This window comes from Streptomyces sp. NPDC096079, assembly GCF_040303145.1.
In the GTDB taxonomy this organism is placed as follows: domain Bacteria; phylum Actinomycetota; class Actinomycetes; order Streptomycetales; family Streptomycetaceae; genus Streptomyces.
This window is the reverse complement of sequence record NZ_JBEOST010000002.1, coordinates 221,735-241,102: the sequence shown is the minus strand read 5'-3', so window position 1 is coordinate 241,102 and position 19,368 is coordinate 221,735. Positions and strand designations below refer to the sequence as shown.

General features: G+C 72.8%; 17 protein-coding genes. 4 read left to right on the top strand and 13 right to left on the bottom strand.

The annotated features are described in order from the left end of the window. Window positions 1-12: 12 nt before the first annotated feature. Window positions 13-1,353 (bottom strand): esterase-like activity of phytase family protein, encoded by a 1,341-nt coding sequence (locus tag ABTY59_RS05065; RefSeq protein WP_352017514.1) that lies wholly within the window; start codon window positions 1,351-1,353, stop codon window positions 13-15. A gap of 203 nt (window positions 1,354-1,556) precedes the next feature. After that, window positions 1,557-3,197 carry a DUF2079 domain-containing protein gene (locus tag ABTY59_RS05060; protein ID WP_352017513.1) on the bottom strand — a complete coding sequence of 547 codons (1,641 nt, stop codon included), beginning with the start codon at window positions 3,195-3,197 and terminating at the stop codon, window positions 1,557-1,559. Between the two features lie 51 nt (window positions 3,198-3,248). Between ABTY59_RS05060 and ABTY59_RS05055 the strand changes: the two genes are divergently transcribed. Then, window positions 3,249-4,394, top strand: a complete 1,146-nt coding sequence (locus tag ABTY59_RS05055) for a winged helix DNA-binding domain-containing protein (RefSeq protein WP_352017512.1) — start codon at window positions 3,249-3,251, stop codon at window positions 4,392-4,394. Here the strand turns inward: ABTY59_RS05055 and ABTY59_RS05050 are convergent. From ABTY59_RS05050 to ABTY59_RS05030, 5 genes are read right to left on the bottom strand one after another with little or no spacing between them, the layout of a single operon-like run. Further along, entirely contained in the window at window positions 4,388-5,038 is a 651-nt protein-coding gene (locus ABTY59_RS05050) for a potassium-transporting ATPase subunit C (protein WP_352017511.1), read from the bottom strand. The two genes, ABTY59_RS05055 and ABTY59_RS05050, sit on opposite strands and share 7 nt — an antisense overlap. 1 nt (window position 5,039) lies before the next feature. Then, complete coding sequence (kdpB, locus tag ABTY59_RS05045) at window positions 5,040-7,151, bottom strand: potassium-transporting ATPase subunit KdpB (RefSeq protein ID WP_352017510.1); 2,112 nt, start codon at window positions 7,149-7,151, stop codon at window positions 5,040-5,042. Continuing rightward, window positions 7,148-8,812, bottom strand: a complete 1,665-nt coding sequence (kdpA, locus tag ABTY59_RS05040; protein WP_352017509.1) for a potassium-transporting ATPase subunit KdpA — start codon at window positions 8,810-8,812, stop codon at window positions 7,148-7,150. The genes kdpB and kdpA overlap by 4 nt, the downstream gene beginning before the upstream one ends. An 8-nt stretch (window positions 8,813-8,820) precedes the next feature. Beyond that, on the bottom strand, window positions 8,821-8,910 hold the full coding sequence (kdpF, locus tag ABTY59_RS05035; protein WP_033204243.1) for a K(+)-transporting ATPase subunit F: 90 nt from the start codon (window positions 8,908-8,910) through the stop codon (window positions 8,821-8,823). Beyond that, window positions 8,907-9,062, bottom strand: coding sequence for a hypothetical protein (locus ABTY59_RS05030; protein WP_352017508.1), 156 nt, complete (start codon window positions 9,060-9,062; stop codon window positions 8,907-8,909). The genes kdpF and ABTY59_RS05030 overlap by 4 nt, the downstream gene beginning before the upstream one ends. Before the next feature lie 263 nt (window positions 9,063-9,325). Here ABTY59_RS05030 and pucL point away from each other — a divergent pair, with 263 nt between their 5' ends. Beyond that, on the top strand, window positions 9,326-10,243 hold the full coding sequence (gene pucL, locus ABTY59_RS05025; protein WP_352017507.1) for a factor-independent urate hydroxylase: 918 nt from the start codon (window positions 9,326-9,328) through the stop codon (window positions 10,241-10,243). A gap of 9 nt (window positions 10,244-10,252) precedes the next feature. Here the strand turns inward: pucL and crcB (ABTY59_RS05020) are convergent, their stop codons facing one another. Together crcB (ABTY59_RS05020) and crcB (ABTY59_RS05015) are read right to left on the bottom strand one after the other, a co-directional pair. After that, the gene (gene crcB, locus ABTY59_RS05020) at window positions 10,253-10,609 is read right to left on the bottom strand and encodes a fluoride efflux transporter CrcB (RefSeq protein WP_352017506.1); all 357 of its coding nucleotides are present in this window, start codon (window positions 10,607-10,609) and stop codon (window positions 10,253-10,255) included. Continuing rightward, complete coding sequence (crcB, locus tag ABTY59_RS05015) at window positions 10,606-11,022, bottom strand: fluoride efflux transporter CrcB (RefSeq protein ID WP_352017505.1); 417 nt, start codon at window positions 11,020-11,022, stop codon at window positions 10,606-10,608. Before crcB (ABTY59_RS05015) ends, crcB (ABTY59_RS05020) begins: the two co-directional genes overlap by 4 nt. Before the next feature lie 421 nt (window positions 11,023-11,443). Here crcB (ABTY59_RS05015) and ABTY59_RS05010 point away from each other — a divergent pair, with 421 nt between their 5' ends. After that, window positions 11,444-12,706, top strand: coding sequence for an IS701 family transposase (locus tag ABTY59_RS05010; protein ID WP_352017504.1), 1,263 nt, complete (start codon window positions 11,444-11,446; stop codon window positions 12,704-12,706). 12 nt (window positions 12,707-12,718) lie between these two features. Here the strand turns inward: ABTY59_RS05010 and ABTY59_RS05005 are convergent, their stop codons facing one another. From ABTY59_RS05005 to ABTY59_RS04990, 4 genes are all read right to left on the bottom strand, one after another. Further along, entirely contained in the window at window positions 12,719-14,743 is a 2,025-nt protein-coding gene (locus tag ABTY59_RS05005; RefSeq protein WP_352017503.1) for a helix-turn-helix domain-containing protein, read from the bottom strand. 243 nt (window positions 14,744-14,986) lie between these two features. Beyond that, entirely contained in the window at window positions 14,987-15,928 is a 942-nt protein-coding gene (locus tag ABTY59_RS05000; RefSeq protein WP_403533744.1) for an AfsR/SARP family transcriptional regulator, read from the bottom strand. Between the two features lie 330 nt (window positions 15,929-16,258). Then, window positions 16,259-16,741, bottom strand: coding sequence for an anthrone oxygenase family protein (locus tag ABTY59_RS04995; RefSeq protein ID WP_352017501.1), 483 nt, complete (start codon window positions 16,739-16,741; stop codon window positions 16,259-16,261). A gap of 33 nt (window positions 16,742-16,774) precedes the next feature. After that, window positions 16,775-18,382 carry a vWA domain-containing protein gene (locus ABTY59_RS04990; RefSeq protein ID WP_352017500.1) on the bottom strand — a complete coding sequence of 536 codons (1,608 nt, stop codon included), beginning with the start codon at window positions 18,380-18,382 and terminating at the stop codon, window positions 16,775-16,777. A 215-nt stretch (window positions 18,383-18,597) separates the two neighbouring features. Here ABTY59_RS04990 and ABTY59_RS04985 point away from each other — a divergent pair, with 215 nt between their 5' ends. After that, on the top strand, window positions 18,598-19,317 hold the full coding sequence (locus ABTY59_RS04985; RefSeq protein ID WP_352017499.1) for a helix-turn-helix domain-containing protein: 720 nt from the start codon (window positions 18,598-18,600) through the stop codon (window positions 19,315-19,317). Window positions 19,318-19,368: the final 51 nt, after the last annotated feature.

Below are 19,368 nucleotides of genomic sequence, written 5' to 3'. Positions count from 1 at the left end.
GGATCGGGCGGGTCAGCGGACGGGGCGGCCGAGGCGCACCCGGACGAGGGTGGTGTCGATGCCGCTGTCGACGAGGCGGCCGTTCGCGTCGAAGGCGGCCGGGCCGTCGGTCATCCCGAAGTCGTTGTCGTTGAGCAGGACGAGCGTCGAGGAGCCCTCGACGGCGACGCCCTCGATCTTTCCGGGGACGCCGGAGACGGTGTTGAGGTCGATGACGAGGCGCTTGTCGAGCACCGGCACCTCGGCCGCCGCCGCGTCGTCGAGCTGCTCCAGGGTGGGGCCCTGGGCGGTGTCCCAGCCGGTGCCGAGGATGTCGGAGCCGCGCCGCAGGCGCACCTCGTAGAGGCGGGCGGCCTTGTCGGTGCGCTCCTGCACGAGGAGGCGGTCGCCGCCGAGGGCGACGAGCGCGGAGAGCTTCAGCTCGGAGGTCTTCGTCTGGCCGGGCTCGACGGTGCCGACGGCGTCGAAGCGGTAGGCGTACTCGGCGGTGACGCGGTTCTTGTGCGGCGAGAAGCGCAGCAGGCGGGTGGTGCGGGACTCCTCCCCCGCGACCTTGTCGGGGTTGAGCAGCGGGCTCTGCAGGCCGAGGACGAGGTCGCCGTCGGGCAGCAGCGCGAGGCCCTCGAAGCCGCGGTTGATCTTGCGCTGGAGGAAGATCGACGGGAGCGACTCGACGACGGGGTAGTCGGTGCCGGTCAGGCCGAGGCCCTTGGGGACGTGGCGGGCGAGGACCCGGCCCTTGGCGGAGACGTGCACGAGCGAGGGCCCGTACTCGTCGACCAGCCAGAAGCTGCCGTCCCGGTCACGGACGATGCCCTCGGTGTCCAGGCCGTTCGGGTCGTACGCGAGGGGGGTGGAGGCGTCGTACGAGTAGGGGGCCTCGTCGCGGCCGGGCTGGTTCGGCAGGCCGGTGACGGGGGCGCCGGACCTCGTGGTGAGCGGAATCGACTCCAGGACCCGGATCCGGTCGCCGACGACGCGGATCTTCACGATGGCCGGGTCGAAGGAGGGCACGGGGAAGGTGCGCCGCTTGTCCTTGCCGACGGCTATCTGGCCGTTGGGGCCGCGGTCGGTGACGGTCCAGTACTCGCCGCGCCGCTCGGCCGGGTAGAGGTCGCTGCCGATGCCGCCGAGGTCGACGCCCCGGTCGTCGGCGACGCTGCCGGGCAGCAGGGCGTTGCTGAAGGAGGCCAGCGGGATGTCGGGCAGGGTCGAGGTGGAGACGAGCCGGGCGGCGGGGCCGCCGTGGTGCGCCGGGGTGGCGTCGGCCGTGCCCATGACCACGGAGCACGCGAGCGCGGCGGACAGCGGCAGGACGACGAGGGCGGGCCGGCGCAGGAGGCGCGGATTCATCTGAACTCCCTGGAGGACATGGAAAGTCGCCGGTGAGGGCGGCCTCATGGTCCAGTCCTTCGCGCAACGCTCGGCGACGTGTGCGCGACGCCGGGGGGAGTCCTGGGTGAACGCGCGTCGCGGGCGTCCGGCCCGCCGGAGCGGTCTCGTCGCAGGCGGCCGGACTCCGCCGGACTCCGACCGGCTCCGTCTCCCGGAGGGTCCTACCGCAGCAGCAGGTTCGCGCCCACGTCGTCCGGGACGGCCTCGCGGACGGGGGTGCTGTCCGGGCCCGGGCGGTGTTCGCCGGGGACGGGGGTGGGGGTGGTGCGGTGGAGGAGGACCGTGCCGTCCCGCTCCCAGGCCTTCGTGTAGCCGTGCGCCAGGAGGAGGGCGATCCGCCGGCGCTGTTCGTCGGTGGAGGCGAAGGGGAAAGTGCGGTCGTTCACCCGGAGGAGGACCCAGTCGGCGCCGCGCGGGGTGCGGTCGGCGATGACCACGTCCGTGCGGGCGGTCAGGCGGGGCGCGATGGCGTTGTCGGCCTCCACCGTCGCGCCGTCCGGTATGAGTGCGGCCGCCGCGGCGAGGGGGCGTTTGTCCGGGGAGGGGTGCCAGGAGTCGGGGCGGACGAGGAGGTTCAGGCCGAGGACGACGGCCGCCGCCGAGGAGAGGGCGAGCGCGGCCGCCGCCGGGCGCCGGATGCCGAGGCCGCGGGCGTGCAGCCTCGCCAGGGTCTCCAGGGCGGCCGTCAGGAGGATCGGCCACAGGAAGGCGTCGTAGTGGTTGATGACCGGCCAGTGGTTGGGGTTGTCGGAGAGGACGCGTTCCGCGAGGAGGGGGACGGCGAGCAGGAAGGTCGGGGAGCCGAGCGGGAGCAGGGCGAGGGTGCCCAGGATCCAGGCGAGCATGGCGATCTTGACGGTGGGGGTCACGGCGACCTGGAGCAGGGTCCAGGGGGCGGTGAGGACGTGGGCCAGGGCGTCTCCCGGGTCGGCGCCGAGGCTCTCGTACGACCAGTAGTAGCCCTCGGGTCCGCCCATCGCCGGGAGGAACCGGGCGATCACGAGCGCGGAGACGAGCGGTCCGGCCAGGGCGAGCGCGATCCCGGTGGCGCGGCCCGCGCGGTGGCCGGCGCGGTGGGCGCGGACGGCGAGGACGAGGCCGTACGCGCCGACGACGAGGCCCATGTCCTCCTTGGCCGTGCACAGCAGGGCCGCCCAGAAGGCGGCCGCGCCGTAGCGGTGGGCGAGTCCCCGCTCCAGCATGAGGAGGGTGAACGGCACGGCGAAGGCGACCTCGTGGAAGCCGTTGTACGCGGCGTTGAGCAGGGGCCAGCCGAGCGCGTACCCGAGTCCGGCGAGGTCGGCGGCCCTCCGTACGACCGGGGGCGCCGCGTCCGCGAAGGCGTGCCGGGCGATGCGGCGGACCACCGGCACGCCCGCCGCGAAGAGCGCGGCCTGCGCGAGGATCAGGGTCCTCGGGTCGTCCCACAGCCAGTAGAGCGGCGCGAGGAGGGCGAGCGCGGGGGTGAAGTGGTCGCCGAGGAGCGAGAAGCCGGGCGGGAACTCGTGGTGGACGTTCTTGAGGGGTGATCTCGGCAGCTCGATGTGGGCGTAGGCCCGCACGGCCTGGTCGAAGATGCCGAGGTCGAAGCCGGTGGCCCGCAGGGCGGTCCAGGACTGGAGCCCGAGCCCGGCGCAGACGAGGAGGCAGAGGACGGTGAGCGCGACGCCCCTGCCGTGGCCGTCCAGTGGGTTCCGCCGGCGTCCGCGGGGAGCCGCCGGGACGGGTGCCGCCGGCGGGCGCGGTGCCGTCGCGAGATCCCCTGGTCGTCGGTTCGACAGCTCCGCCTGCGCGTTCCCCATGGCCAGGACATTACGGGGCGTGTTCGCGCGGCCGGGAGGGAGAATCGCGTCATGGTCATCTCCGCGCGCGCCCTCAACCGCTCCAGCCTGCACCGCCAGTTGCTCCTGGAGCGGGCGCCGCTCGGCGTCGCGGAGGCGGTACGGCGGGTGGTGGGCGTGCAGGCGCAGCATCCCGGCTCGCCCTACGTGGCGCTGTGGAACCGGGTCGCGGGCTTCGATCCGGAGCACCTCGACGGGGCCGTGGGCGACTTCGAGCTGGTCAGGTCGACGCTGATGCGGATCACCCTGCACCTGGTGCACGCCGGGGACTACCGGGCCTTCCGGGAGGCCATGGAGCCGACACTGCGGGGGTCGCGGCTGCACGATCCGCGGTTCACGAAGGCGGGGTTCACGGCCGCCGACGCCGACGCCATGCTGCCCGGTCTGCTGGCGTACGCCGCGAGCCCCAGGACCGGGGCGCAGCTGCGGGCGCGCATCGAGGAGGGCCGGGGCGGGCCGGTGGAGGCGGTGGTCTGGCGGATGGTGCGGCAGTACGCGCCGCTGTGGCACGCGCCGACGGGCCCGCCGTGGTCGTTCGGCACCGCGCAGTCCTTCGTCACGGCGGCCGAACTGCCGGTGCTGGGCGACCCGGAGGCGTCCGCCGCCGGTCTGGCGGTCCTGCTCCGGCGCTATCTGGAGGGCTTCGGGCCGGCGTCCGTACCGGACATGGCGCAGTTCACGACGGCCCCGCGCGGTCTGGTGCGGGCGGCGGTGCAGGCCCTGGAGGGTGAGCTCGTGCGGCTGGAGGGGGACGGGGGGACGGTGCTGTACGACGTACCGGGGGCGCACCGTCCGGACGAGGACGTGCCGGCGCCACCCCGGCTGATGGCGATGTGGGACAGCGTGCTGCTGGCGTACGCGGACCGCGGCCGGGTCGTCCCGCCCGCGTACCGCAAGCACGTGATCCGCGTGAACGGCGACACGCTTCCGACGCTCCTCGTCGACGGCTACGTGGCCGGGGTGTGGCGGCCGGTCGACGGCGGGATCGAGGCCTCGGCCTTCCATCCGCTGCCCGCGGACGTCTGGGAGGGCCTCGCCGTCGAGGCCGGGGCGCTCGGGCGGCTGCTCGCGGACCGGGACCCGCACGTCTACCGCCGTTTCGACCACTGGTGGGTCAAGGGGCTGCCGACGGTCGAGTCCCGGGTGCTGCCCTACTGAGCGCGCGTCATCTCCCGTAGCGCGATGTTGAGTGCGAGGACGTTGACGCGGGGTTCGCCGATGAAGCCGAGGAGGCGGTCGTCGGTGTGGTCGGTGACGAGCCGGTCGACCTGGGCGACGGTGAGGTGGTTCCTCTCGGCGACCCGGTGGACCTGGAGTGCGGCGTACTCGGGGGAGATGTGCGGGTCGAGGCCGGATCCGGAGGAGGTGACGGCGTCGGCGGGGACGTCGGCGGGGTCGACCGTGTGGCCCTTCACCGAGTTGTCCTTCACCACGGCCGCCTTGGCGTCCTTGACCCACTGGATCAGGTCCGCGTTGTCGCCGGAGCGGTTGGTGGCGCCGGAGAGGATCAGCTTGTACCGGGTGTTGACGCTGTTGGTGCCCAGGCCGTTGGAGGGGCGGGGCTGGAACCAGCGGAGGTCGGGCTCGCCGCCGGTCAGGTACGTCTGGCCGATGAGCTCGGAGCCGACGACCTTCCCGCTCGCGTCCTTCACCTCGGAGCCGTTGGCCTTGCCGGGGAACGCCGCCTGGGCGAGTCCGGTGACGGCCAGCGGGTAGAGGACGCCGCAGATCACGGTGAGGACGAGGAGGGCGCGCAGGCCCGCCCAGAGCACGCGGCCGTTGTTGCCTACCGAGTTGTTCATGTCAGCCGATTCCGGGGATGAGGGAGAGGAGCAGGTCGATGATCTTGATGCCGACGAAGGGGGCGACCAGGCCGCCGAGACCGTAGATCCCGAGGTTGCGGCGGAGCATCGAGTCGGCGCTGGAGGGCCGGTAGCGCACGCCCTTGAGGGCGAGCGGCACGAGCGCGACGATGATCAGCGCGTTGAAGACGACGGCGGACAGGATCGCGGACTCGGGCGAGGCCAGGCCCATGATGTTGAGCTTGTCGAGCGACGGGTAGGCGACGGCGAACATCGCGGGGATGATCGCGAAGTACTTCGCCACGTCGTTGGCGATGGAGAAGGTCGTCAGCGCACCACGGGTGATGAGGAGTTGCTTGCCGATCTCGACGATCTCGATGAGCTTGGTCGGGTCGGAGTCGAGGTCGACCATGTTGCCGGCCTCCTTCGCGGCCGACGTGCCCGTGTTCATCGCGACGCCGACGTCGGCCTGGGCGAGCGCGGGGGCGTCGTTGGTGCCGTCACCGGTCATCGCGACCAGCTTCCCGCCGGCCTGCTCGCGCTTGATGAGGGCCATCTTGTCCTCGGGCGTGGCCTCGGCGAGGAAGTCGTCGACCCCGGCCTCCTCGGCGATGGCCTTCGCGGTCAGCGGGTTGTCACCCGTGATCATGACGGTCTTGATGCCCATGCGGCGCAGCTCGTCGAACCGCTCCCGCATGCCCTCCTTCACCACGTCCTTCAGGTGGATCACGCCCAGGACGCGGGCCCCCCGGTCGTCCTCGACCGCGACGAGGAGCGGTGTGCCGCCGGCCTGGGAGATCGAGTCGGTGAGCTGCTGGGCGTCGTCGGCGACCGTGCCGCCCCGCTCCCGCACCCAGGCGACGACGGAGCCGGTCGCGCCCTTGCGGATCCGCCGGCCGTCGACGTCCACGCCCGACATGCGGGTCTGGGCGGTGAACCCGATCCAGTCGGCGTGGGCGAGCTCGCCCCGGTGGCGCTCGCGCAGGCCGTACCTCTCCTTGGCGAGGACCACGACGGAGCGGCCCTCGGGGGTCTCGTCGGCGAGCGAGGAGAGCTGGGCGGCGTCGGCGACCTCGGACTCCGTCGTCCCGCGCACCGGGACGAACTCGGCCGCCTGGCGGTTGCCGAGGGTGATCGTGCCGGTCTTGTCGAGCAGCAGCGTCGACACGTCACCGGCGGCCTCGACCGCCCGCCCGGACATCGCGAGGACGTTGCGCTGGACCAGCCGGTCCATGCCGGCGATGCCGATCGCCGAGAGCAGCGCGCCGATCGTGGTCGGGATCAGGCAGACCAGCAGGGCCGTGAGGACGATCATCGAGGTCTGCTCGTCGGCGCCCGCGTAGATCGCGAACGGCTTCAGCGTCACGACGGCGAGCAGGAAGACGACCGTCAGCGAGGCGAGGAGGATGTTGAGGGCGATCTCGTTCGGGGTCTTCTGCCGGGCGGCGCCCTCGACCAGGTTGATCATCCGGTCGATGAACGTCTCGCCCGGCCTCGTCGTGATCTTGATGACGATCCGGTCCGAGAGGACCTTGGTGCCGCCCGTCACCGCGCACCGGTCGCCGCCGGACTCGCGGATCACGGGGGCTGACTCGCCGGTGATCGCGGACTCGTCGACGCTCGCGACGCCCTCGACGACGTCGCCGTCGCCGGGGATGACGTCGCCGGCCTCGCAGACCACCAGGTCACCGATCCTCAGCTCGGTGCCGGGGACCCGCTCCTCGCCCGTGCCGTCCTCGGCGAGGCGGCGGGCGACGGTGTCGGTCTTGGCCTTGCGCAGGGTGTCGGCCTGCGCCTTGCCCCGGCCCTCGGCGACCGCCTCCGCCAGGTTGGCGAAGACCGTGGTCAGCCACAGCCAGGCGGTGATCGCCCAGCCGAACCAGTCCCCCGGGTTCCTGACCGCGAGGACGGTGGTGACCACCGAGCCGACGAGGACCACGAACATGACCGGCGACTTGACCATGACGCGCGGGTCGAGCTTCCTCAGCGCGTCCGGCAGCGACCTGACCAGCTGCCGGGGGTCGAAGAGACCGCCCCCGACGCGTCCGGTCCCGGCGGGCCGGCCGGTGGACGCCCCGGTGTGCGGGGCGCGGGTGGGAGTGAGGGTGCTCATGCTGCGAGTCCTTCGGCGAGCGGGCCAAGCGCGAGGGCCGGGAAGTAGGTGAGGCCGGTGATGATCACGATCGTGCCGACGAGGAGGCCGGTGAACAGCGGCTTCTCCGTCCGCAGCGTCCCCGCCGTCTCCGGTACGGGCGTCTGCTCGGCCAGCGAGCCCGCGAGGGCGAGGACGAACACCATGGGCAGGAACCGGCCGAGCAGCATCGCGAGGCCGATCGTGGTGTTGAACCACTGGGTGTCGGCGTTCAGGCCCGCGAAGGCGGAGCCGTTGTTGTTGGCGCCGGAGGTGTACGCGTAGAGGATCTCGGAGAAGCCGTGCGCGCCGCTGTTCGTCATCGAGTGCGCGGGCGTCGGCAGGGCCATGGCGAGCGCCGTGAAGCTCAGCACCAGCGCCGGGGTGACCAGGATGTAGAGCGCGGCGAACTTGATCTCGCGGGTGCCGATCTTCTTGCCCAGGTACTCCGGGGTGCGGCCGACCATCAGGCCGGCGAGGAACACCGCGATGACCGCCATGATCAGCATGCCGTAGAGGCCGGAGCCGACGCCGCCGGGCGCGATCTCGCCGAGCTGCATGCCCAGCATCGTGATCCCGCCGCCGAAGCCGGTGTACGAGGAGTGGAAGGAGTTCACCGCGCCCGTCGAGGTCAGCGTGGTGGCCACCGCGAAGATCGACGAACCGCCGATCCCGAACCGGGTCTCCTTGCCCTCCATCGCTCCGCCGGCCAGGTCGAACGCCGGCCCGTGGTGGGCGAACTCGGTCCACATCATCAGCGCGGTGAAGCCGACCCAGATCGCGGCCATCGTGCCGAGGATCGCGTATCCCTGCTTCAGGGAGCCGACCATCCGCCCGAAGGTCCGTGTCAGCGCGAACGGGATGACGAGGATCAGGTAGATCTCGAAGAGGTTGGAGAGCCCGTTGGGGTTCTCGAAGGGGTGGGCCGAGTTGGCGTTGAAGTAGCCGCCGCCGTTCGTGCCCAGCTCCTTGATGACCTCCTGCGAGGCGACCGCGCCGCCGTTCCACTGCTGCGCGCCGCCGGTGAACCGGCCGACCTCGTGGATGCCGGAGAAGTTCTGGATCGCGCCGCAGGCGACCAGGACCAGCGCGCCGATCAGCGAGATCGGCAGCAGGATGCGGACGACACCCCGGACCAGGTCCGCCCAGAAGTTCCCCAGCTCACCGGTGCGGGAGCGGGCGAAGCCCCGGACGAGCGCGACCGCGACGGCCATGCCGACGGCCGCCGACACGAAGTTCTGCACCGCCAGGCCACCGGTCTGCACGACGTGGCCCATGGCCTGCTCGCCGTAGTACGACTGCCAGTTGGTGTTGGCGACGAAGGAGGCGGCCGTGTTGAACGCCTGGTCCGGGTCGATGGACACGAAGCCGAGCGAGCCGGGCAGGGAGCCCTGCACCCGCTGGAGCAGGTAGAGGAAGAGGACGCTCGCGGCGGAGAAGGCGAGCACCCCGCGCAGGTACGCCGGCCAGCGCATCTCCACACCCGGGTGCGCGCCGATCGCCTTGTAGATCCACTTCTCGGGCCGGTAGTGCTTCTCCGAGGAGTACACCTTGGCCATGTGGTCGCCCAGCGGCCGGTACGACAGGCCCAGGGCGACGATCAGTGCCAGGAGCTGGAGGACTCCGGCGAGTACGGGACTCATCTGGGACCTCAGAACCTCTCCGGCTTGACGAGGGCGAGGACGAGGTACCCGAGGAGGGCGGCCGCGACCAGCAGACCGACGATGTTCTCGGCACTCACAGCTTGGCCACCCCCTTGGCGATGAAGGCCACCAGCGCGAAGACCGCGATCGTGGTGACGACGAAGGCCACGTCGGCCATCGTGAGCTCCCGGATGAAGGAAGAAGGAAGAACGGATTCTCGGACCGGATGAGCAAAACGCGTTCCGGCCACCTCGCCGCCGCCGTTGACGTGCCCCTAACGCCGCGAATGCCCGTCTTGACGCTTCCCCTACGCGAAGCCCTCCCCATTGCCAGCCACCGGCGACGGACATATCTTCGAGCCGACACCTACGGACCGGGATGCTCGTCAGTCCCGGGGCGGTCCGCCGTTCACGGACCGGACGGCGGGGAGCGGACTCCAGGGACGACGGAGGGCGCTGGACGCCGGGCGTACGGGATATCCGTATCCACGTACCCGCAGGAGCTGAGCAGCACATGAGCAAGCACGTCCTCGCCCAGAACCAGTACGGCAAGGCCGAGAACCGCATCGTCACGGTCACCCGCAAGGGGAACGACGGCGCGTGGCACGAGATCCGCGACCTGAACGTGTCGGTGGCGCTGCGCGGCGAGTACCGCGACGTCCATCTGACCGGCGACAACGGCAACTGCCTGCCGACCGACACCACCAAGAACACGGTGTACGCCTTCGCCAAGGAGCACGGCGTCGCCTCCCCCGAGGCCTTCGGCATCCTCCTCGCCCGGCACTTCGTGTCCTCCCAGGCCGTGATCCACGAGGCGCAGATCCGGATCGAGGAGTACGCCTGGGAGCGGATCTCGGTGCCGAGCCGCAAGGAGCAGCACTCCTTCGCGCGCAAGGGCCAGGAGGTCCGCACCGCGCAGATCACGTACTCGGAGACCACCGGCCTCCAGGTCCTGTCGGGCCTGAAGGAGCTGACCGTCATGAACTCGACGAACTCCGAGTTCCACGGCTTCATCAAGGACAGGTACACCACGCTCCAGGAGGCCTACGACCGGATCCTGGCGACGAAGGTGACCGCCCGCTGGGCGAACGCGGCCTCGGCGGCGGCGGACGCCGGGCACGACTGGGACGCCTCGTACGCCAAGGTGCGGCGCCACATGCTGGAGGCGTTCGCGGAGACGTACAGCTACTCGCTCCAGCAGACCCTGCACGCGATGGCGGACCGGGTCCTGGACCACGTCTCCACGGTCAACGAGGTCCGGCTCAACCTGCCGAACAAGCACCACTTCCTGGTGGACCTGGAGCCGTTCGGGCTGAAGAACGACAACGAGGTGTTCTTCGCCGCCGACCGGATGTACGGCCTGATCGAGGGCACCATCCACCGTGACGGCGTCCGGCCGGTGATCGCGACCAGCGACTGGATCACCGCCTGACCCGGTGGGTCAGCCGAGCCCGGCCGCCGTCTCCACTCCCAGCCACACGGCTCCGAGTCCGGCGGCCAGGCTCCCCGCCACGTTCAGCGCCGCGTAGCCCTTCGCCCCGTTCTCGTACAGCCGGAAGGTCTCGTACGAGAAGGTGGAGTACGTCGTCAGCGCCCCGCACAGGCCCGTGCCGAGCAGCAGGTGGACCTGGGCCGAGGAGACGCCGGTCAGGAGACCGAGGACGAACGAACCGGCGACGTTCACGGTGAACGTGCCCCAGGGGAAGACCGATCCGTGCCGCGCCTGCACCGCGCGGTCGGTGAGATAGCGCAGGGGTGCGCCGACGACGGCCCCCACCACGACGAGCAGCCAGTTCACGCGTGCCTCCGCCGGCTCCGTACGAGCAGCCGGGCGGCGGCGACGCCCGCCGCGACGGCGGCGAGGGCGGTGAGCAGCGTCCCGCCCAGATAGAGCAGACCCCGTGTCGCCTCGCCCGCGCTCAGCAGGCGCTGGGTGTCGAGGCTGTACGTGGAGAAGGTGGTGTACCCGCCGCAGACGCCGGTGCCGAGGAAGGGCCGCAGCAGCGGGTGCGGGGCGGTCGTGGTCTCGGTGAGGAGGACCATGACGACGCCGAGCACCGCGCAGCCGCTCGCGTTGACCGTGAGGACCGTCCAGGGGAAGGCGCCGTCGGGAGTGGGCCAGGCGAGCGAGGCGCCATAGCGGGCGAGCGCGCCGAGGGCGCCGCCGGCGGCGACCACCGCGACGACCGGCAGTTCCTTCCGCAGCGCCATGTGCCCAAGGTTAAGGGTCTCCCCGGGCGGTGGACGCGCGAGGCGAGGCGCACAGGCACGGACCCCGGCCTGGGGCATTAACCGGCGTCCGGCCCGTGCAGCCTCGCTCTGCGATGGTCCGGCCACTCCCTGCGACGGGTCAAAGCCCGGCCCGTGAGTCTGTCAGATCCCCCCTCGGGGTATTCGGGGCCGGCCCCGGGGGTGGGGCGGAGGTGCCGTCCGGGTGCTCCGACGGGCCGTGACCCGAGCCCGTGACGCGGCTGCCGCCGGGGCTGTGACCTGCGCGGACGCGGGGGGAGGTGGTCCGGCCACCATCAGGAATCCATTTCGGGTGCCGGGTACACCTCGCCCCCGTGGGCGGGGCCGGGCGAGGCTTGCGGAGCAGCGGGAGGGAGCTGCTCAACCTTCGGGCAGGAGTGTCGTGAGTACATCCGTCGCAACCAAGCGCAGGGCCACCACCGGGGCCGTCGCCCCGGCCGTGCCCCTGGGCGTCGTCAGGTCCTCCGGCGGCGCGGCCGATTCGCGCGAGGACGTCTACGCCGAGCTGTGTGCCGCGCTGTTCTCCGGCTTCCCGCGGCGCGACCAGCGTCTGAAGGCCGAGCAGTACCTGCACGGTCTGCTCACGGCGCAGGGCCGCAAGTCGATACGGAACATCGCCGCGCAGATCGGCGGTCCCGCGGCCGAGCAGAGCCTGCACCACTTCGTCTCCAGCTCCACCTGGGACTGGCAGCCCATGCGGGCCGCGCTCGCCCGGTACCTGGAGCGCAACAGCTGCCCGCAGGCCTGGGTGGTGCGGCCGATGCCGATCCCGAAGGCCGGGGAGCACTCGGTGGGCGTGGACCGGCGCTTCGACCCGGAGCGCGGTCAGGTCTTCCACGGGCAGCAGGCCTTCGGCGTGTGGTTCGCGAGCGACGAGCTGAGCGTGCCGGTCAACTGGCGGCTGTTCCTGCCGGATCCCTGGGTGAACGACCGCACGCGGCGCGACCGCGCGGAGGTCCCCCAGGAGGCCGGCGAGGAGACGCTGGAGGAGTGCGCGGTCGCGGCGGCGCTCGACACCGCCCGCTGGTCCGACGTGACCCGCAAGCCGGTGCTCCTCGACATCCGGGGCGGCGCGGGACGGGCGGCGCTGACGCGGCTCGCCGGGGCGGGCGTGCCCGTGGTGGCCCGGATCAACCCGGGCTCGCGGCTCGCGATCGCCGACCGTTCGCTGCCGGGCTTCGGCGCGGGTCCGCTGTCCGCGGTGCAGATCCTGGAGTCGCTCAAGGGCCTGCGCAGGCCGGTGAGCTGGGTGGACACGGTGGCGGGGGCGCGGACCTCGCGGACCTCGCTCGCGACGGCAGTGCGGGTCGCGCTGCCCGCGCCGGGCGGTGAGCGGATGCGTCCGCTCGTGCTGCTCGGCGAGTGGGACGACCCGCGCCGGGCGCCGTCCCGTGTGTGGATCAGCGACCTGACGGGCTCTCCGGTCGGCTCGCTGCTGCGGATCACGAAGCTCGGCCGGCGGGTGGAGCGGGACTTCGTCGAGGTCGGCGAGGGGGCGGGCCTGCGGGACTTCGTGGGCCGTTCGTTCCGCGGCTGGCACCGTCACATCACGCTGGCGTCGGCGGCCCACGCGGCGACGGTCATGGCCGGCGGCTGGGACGCGGCGTACGACACGGGCTACGCCTCGGGACGCTCGGCGAGCTGAGGACGGGGCGGGTCAGCCGGTTCCGGCGGGTCCCGCCGGTCCGGCGGGACCGCGCCCGCGGGCCAGGACCTCACGGGTGCGCTGGAGGCGCAGCGCCAGCTGGACCTCCAGGACCTGGCCGGGCTTCTGCCATTCGGGGCCGAGGAGTTCGCCGATCCGTTCCAGCCGGCGGGAGACCGTGTTGGGGTGGACGTGGAGCGCCTCGGCCGCGTTCGTGGGGCTGCCGCCGGAGGCGAAGTACGCCTCCAGGGTGTGGGTGAGGTCGGTGAACCGCTCGGCGTCGTAGTCCAGTACGGGTCCGATCGCCGCCTCGACGAAGCCGTCGACGTCGTTGTCGTCGGAGAGCAGCAGTCCCAGGAAGCCGAGGTCCTGCACGGAGGCCGCGGAGCCGGTGCCGCCGAGCGCGCTCATCGCGTCCAGGCAGCGGCCGGCCTCCTGGTGCATCCGTCCGATGCCGTCCGGGCTCTGGGCGGGTCCGGCGGCGGCGACGGAGACGGGGTGGCCGAGCAGCGGCGACAGCTCCGCGGCGACGGCCTTCGCGGCGGCCGAGGCGTCGATGCCGGGGAGCAGCAGCACGATGCAGCCGCCCTGCACGGTCTTGAGGCCGGACTGCCGGTACGCGTAGGAGGACGCCCAGACGACCGCCCGGCCCTGCTCGCCGCCCTCGGGCCGGGCGAGCACGAGGACGTGGGGCTTGCGGAGGTCGACGCCGAGGCGGCGGGCGCGCTGGGCGATCTGCTGCGGGGCGTGCGGCGGATCCGCGATGAGGTCGTCGAGGAGTTCGTCGCGGACGGGTCCTTCGGCGACGGCGGTGGAGCGGCGCATCAGGAGGAGGAAGGCGACGGACTGGGCGGCGAGTTCGATGAGGCGTTCGTCCTCGCCGGTGAGGCCTCCGGCGGCGCGGATGACGAGGCCGCCGAGGTCTTCGGAGCCCGCGATGACCGGTGCGACCCAGGTGTCGTCGGCGGCGAGGACGGGACGGCGGCGGGCGTGGGCGTCGAGGGAGGCCGTGGCGACGGCCTCCTCGTCGAGGCCGGGGATGTCTCCGGCGGAGGCGAGCGGCCGGCCGCCGGGGTCGCGGACCAGCACGGTCGCGTCGAGGGCGTCGGCGACGGCGGTGGCGACGTGGCACAGGTCGCCGCCGGCGAGGACGAGGTTCATGATGCGGCCGTGGGCCTCGCTGACGTGCCGCATCCGGGTGAGGCTGGTGCGCACCCGGGAACTGTCCCGTTCCAGTTCGGAGACCTCGGCCCGGGTGCGGTCCAGGAGTCCGGCCTTCTCGACGGCGAGGGCGGCGAGATCGGCGAGCCCGGCGAGGAGCGCGATCTCCTCGGAGGTGTGGTGGCGCACGCGCCGGTCCGCCCCGTAGAGCGCGCCGATGACGGTGTCTCCGCTGCGCAGGGGCGCGGCCACGATGGCGTGGAGCCCTTCGGCGCGCAGGGCGGACTCGGCGTTCTCGTCGAAGGCGGGGGCGTGGACGCCGGCGTCGAGGGAGCCGGAGGGGGCGAAGCGTTCGTCGGCGAGGTAGTCGGCGGTCCAGACGGGTTCGCCGTGGAGCTGGACGGCGCCGCCGAGTCCGTACCCCTCGGCGATCCGCAGTCCGGGGGTGAGGCGCGGGCCGGGTCCGGTCGCGGCGCGGGAGCCCTCGGTGGTGTGGACGTAGCAGGCGCCGTGCGGGCCGCGCAGGGTCACGTACGCGAGGTCGAGGCCGAGGAGCCGGCGGGCGCGGCGGGTGATGACGCGCAGCAGGCTGTCGAGGTCGTAGGAGAGGGTGAGGTCGCGGGTGGTGTCGGTGAGCGCGGTGAGCGCGGTCTCGCGGCGGGCGTCGCGGGCGCGTCCGCTGTGGATCTCGCCGGCGAGTTTCACGGCCCGCTCCAGGCGGTCGAGTTCCCCGCCGGTCAGTCCGTCGGCGCGGGCCTCGTCGAGGAGGGTGTCGAAGTGGGCGGGCGGGGCCTGCCGGGCGAGCAGTTCGAGGACCGAGAGCGCCGCGTCGGCACCACCGGCCCCGTCCGTGCCGTCAGCGCCGTCCACCGTCATGGCCCCACCCCCGTAGTTGAGCGATAAATCGGGCACCTGGGAGGAAACCCGTACTGCTCGCCGAAAATAATTCGGCTTCGGGAGTCGGTCAACGGTGAGTTGCCACACTTCATTCCCCGTGACGGTCGGTCACTCCGCCGGGCGCCCGCCGTCCGGCCGCCCGGTGCCCCCGTCCGGCTGTCCCCACCCGCCGGACACCGGTCGGCGGAACCCGCCGGACGGCGGCCGGCGGAGCCCCGGGCGTCAGCCCACGGAGCCCGCCGGGACCAGCCGTTCGCGCGCGGAGCCGTAGCGCTCCGGGGCGTACTGGACGGGGGCGTGGGCGGCCGGGACGTGCTGGGCGGGCATGTACTGCGCGGGGATCCGCGGCGCGTACACGGGCCGGCCGGCCGTGTCGCGCACGGCCAGGACCGAGCGCTGGAGGCGGCGGAGCCGCGCCGAGGGTTCCATGCCGGTCTCGCCCTTGAGGTGCACGCGCAGCCGCTCGTACACGACGAGGGCCTCGTCGTGCTGTCCGCAGCGGAGCAGCGCGACCATGAGGTGGGCGTGGAGGGGCTCGTTGGTGCGGTAGCGGGCGACGAGTCCGGTGAGTTCGGAGAGGAGTTCGGCGTGCCGGCCGAGGCCCAGCTGGGCCTCCATCCACTGGTCGAGGACGCTGAGCCGGGCGGTTTCGAGGCGCTCGATCTCCCGGCGGAGCCGGGGGCCCGCGGCGACGCCGGCGTAGGGTTCGCCGCGCCACAGGGCGAGCGCCTCGCCGAGCCGGAGCGCGGCCCGGGACAGGTCGCCGGCCTCCATGGCCCGGTAGCCGGCGCCGGCGGCGCGCTCGAACTGCCGGACGTCGTTGACGCCGCCGCCGGTGTCGAGCCGGTAGCCGCCGGGCTGCGAGACGAGTATCGCGTCGGCGGTGCGCCGGTCCGACCAGCCGTTCCTCGGTTCCGCCGGGTCGGTGTCGCGCAGGGCGCCCGCGATCAGGGCCCGCAGCTCGGCTATGTGGGCCTGCAGTTCGGCGCGGGCGCCGCGGGGCGCGCCGGAGGGCCACAGCTCCTCGGTCAGGACCGTCACGGGGACGACCTGGTCGGCGCTGGCCGTGAGCAGGGCGAGCAGTTGCCGGGGTGCGGCCGCCGTCGGAGTGATCGACACCCCGTTCTCACGTACCGACAGTCCCCCCAGAATCCGGACGTCCACCTTGCCCCCTCATGCCTGTGCGGTGTCTGCGCGCGGGATGACTCTCGATGATTAGAAAAGACCCCCGTAGGCATGTCAATAAGAAACCGGAGGGTACGGAATGAACGTCTGGGATATCGAGGTGATTCACCCCGTTCGTCCGGATTTCTAGGCGTCACGTTTTCGTCAGTGGCTCAGATGCCACGCATGACGAAAGACTGTTTCCGGACTCGGGGGTACGCTTTCGCAGGGTCCTTGCGGATGCGGAGCGCGTTCACACCTACGAGATCGCGCCAGAAACCGGCACGCGGGTATGGTTCGCGGGCCCCCGACGGGGGCCCGGCGGCGGTGTCAGAGCACGGCGGCGGCGGTGAGCAGCCCGAACGCGAGGGTGATCAGGGCCGTCCGCACCCCGTGGAAGGCGTTCCAGCGCTTCTCGAAGGCGGCGCGGACCGCCGCGGGGGCGCCCGCCGGGTCGCCCGCGGGCGCCCGCTCCGAGTCCGCGAGCGCCGTGTTGAGCGGGATGTTCCCGCCGATGGTCACCAGGTGGTTGAGGACCGCGCACACGAGCCCCGCGAGGACCAGCCACTTCTGGGTGTCCGTGCGCCCGTCCTGCGGGACGAAGAAGGCGGCGGCGGGGAAGGCGATCACACCGAGGAAGACCACGAGGAACACGGGCCTCGGGACGGTCTCGTTGACACGGCGCATCACGGTGACGAACTCGGGGTCCGTCAGACGGGCCAGCGCGGGCATGATCCCGGTCTGGAAGATCAGCATGAAACCGGCGTAGAGCCCGGTGCATCCGACGGCGAGGGCGAGCAGCAGGGTGGCCATGCGGCCATTGTGACCCGCGGCCCGCCGCGCACGTCAGCTGTACGGGTCACCCGACCCCAACTCGCCCTCCCGGAAAGGGTTCCCGCCCTCCTGGGGACCGAGCAGACCGGAGGCCCTGCGGATGGCGTCGGACAGCTCGCGGACCACCGCGGAACCCGACCGGTCGGCGATCGCCCCGGCCCGGTCCGCGAGTTCCCCGAGGCCCGGGGCGCCCGGCAGACCGCCGCCGCGCAGCGCGTCCGCGAAGTAGGCGGCGATCGCGGTCAGCTGCAGGCTGTCGTGCCCCTCGCCCCAGATGTCCCCGGCGAGCGCCGGGGAGCCCGACTCGACCGTGCCGGACCGCTCGTGCGGAGCCCGGGTGGCCGGGTCGAGCCAGCGGACCGTCGCCGTCGCGAGCGGACCGGCCGCCCCGGGACGGGTCTTGACGGCGTAGAGCGCGGTGACGGTGTGGCCGGCGCCGACCTCCCCGCCGTCCACCCGGTCGTCCCGGAAGTCCTCGTCGGCGACCGCCCGGTTCTCGTACCCGATGAGCCGGAACCTCTCTACGGTCCCCCGGTCGAACGCCACCTGGGCCTTGGCGTCGCGGGCGCGCAGCTCCACGTGGGCGGGCAGCTGGTCGACGAAGACCTTCCGGGCCTGCGCGGGGGTGGAGACGTACGTCGTCTGCCCGTCGCCCTTGTCGGCGAGCCTCTCCATGAAGTCGTCGCCGTACTCGCTGCCGACGCCGACGCCGAAGAGCGTGATCCCGTACGCCCTGCGCTCCTCGTCGATGCGGGCGAGGATCGACTCGGCCTCGGTGTCACCGGTGTTGGCGAGGGCGTCGGAGAGGAGCACCACCCGGTTGGTGGCGCCCTTCCGGTGGCCCGCGACGGCGACGTCGTAGCCGGTGCGGACGCCCGCCTCCACGTTGGTGGACGCGCGCGTCGCCAGCGCGTCGACGACCTCCCGGATCCGTCCCCGGGCGTCACCGACGCGGGTCATCGGCAGCCGGGTCTCGGCCTCGTCGCTGAAGGTGACGAGCGCGATCGAGTCGTCGTCGCGGAGCTGGTCGGCGAGCAGCCCCAGGGACTCCTTGACCAGGTCGAGCCGGCCCGGCTCGTCCATCGAGCCCGAGACGTCGACGACGAAGGTGAGGGCGGCGGGCGGGCGCTCGGCGTTCCGGTCCGCACCCCGGGTGGCGAGCCCGACCCGGACCAGGGACCAGCCGTCCCGGCCGGTGCGGGCGCCGTCGACGGTGACGCTGAAGCCGTTGTCCGACGGGCGCGGGTAGTCGGGGCGGAAGCTGTTGACGAACTCCTCGGGGCGCACGGTCGCGGGGTCGGGCAGCCGCCCCTCGGCGAGCGCACGGCGGGCATAGCCGTACGAGGCGGTGTCCACGTCCAGGGCGAAGGTGGACAGGTAGTCGGGGGCGGGTGACGGGGAGCGCCGCTCGCCCTCCCGGGGTGCGGCGGTCCCGCCGCGCCCGCCGTCGGGGGCCGCGCTGCCGCCCTCGGGCGCCCGGACGCCGGTCGTCTCGTCGCTGCTCCGCTGGCCGCCCGCACCGCAGCCGCCGACGGCGAGTCCGGCCGCGAGCAGGGCCGCGACCACGGCCGGGAACCGGGCCCCGCGGCGCCGAGCCGACGGACTGTCGTGTCGTTCCATCTCATCTCCCGCTCTTCGTACGGCACTTGTGAATGTGACGAACGGGAGGCCCGCGCGGAGCAGTCGAAGGAGTTGCGGATGGATCTCGATGCGGCAACGGCGACACGGGTGAAGCGGGGTGGCATGGATTCGCCATCCTTCTCAACAGGGGTTGTCACCGTGTGCAGTCACATGCGTACATGGAGTGGACATCGATCGGGCGGGGGTGGTCAGCGGTGGCAGAGAGCGCGGGCTCCGTGATGCTCGCCCGTTCGGCGATGAACCGGGCCGCGACCGAGGGGCAGCGGCCCGCCGGGCGGCCGGTCCGGGGTGCGCGGCGCATCAGTGCCGCTCTCGCCGGGCTGGCCGCCTCCACCCGGCACGAGTTGCTGACCTTCGACGACCCGGTCGCGTCCGCGGGCTTCGCGATCCCCGAGCCGTTCCTGCAGCTGGCGGGAGCGTGCATGCGGGCCGCGGCGGAGCGGGCCGAGGAGGTCAGACGGATCGTGCCGAGGCACGCCCTGCCCCGCCTCGAAGGCGCGCTCCGGATCCCCGGCCGGGCCCGCCTCGCGGAGGCCATCCCGTTCAAGATGATCCTCGTCGACCGGACGGTCGCCGCGGTCCCGCTCGATCTGGAGCTGCTGTACAACGGTCTGCTGCTGATCCGGGACCCGGTCGTCGTGCAGGCCCTGGTCCGTGCCCATCACGCCTGCTGGGCCGCGGCCGAGGACGTGGCGTACGCGGCGCCGCCACCGCCGCCGCCCGGCGATCTGCCGGCGCAGCTGCGCCCGGTGCTCGACGCCCTGCTCTCGGGGGTCACGGACGAGACGGCGGCCGCCCGGCTCGGCATGTCCGCCCGGACGTACAGCCGCAGGGTCGGCGAGCTGATGGCGGCCCTCGGCACGACGAGCCGCTTCCGCGCGGGCGCGGAAGCGGCTCGGAGGGGGTGGTTGTAGGACCTGGTAGTGGTGGGAGGACCTGCTCCTCGTTGGAGGACCTGCTCCTGG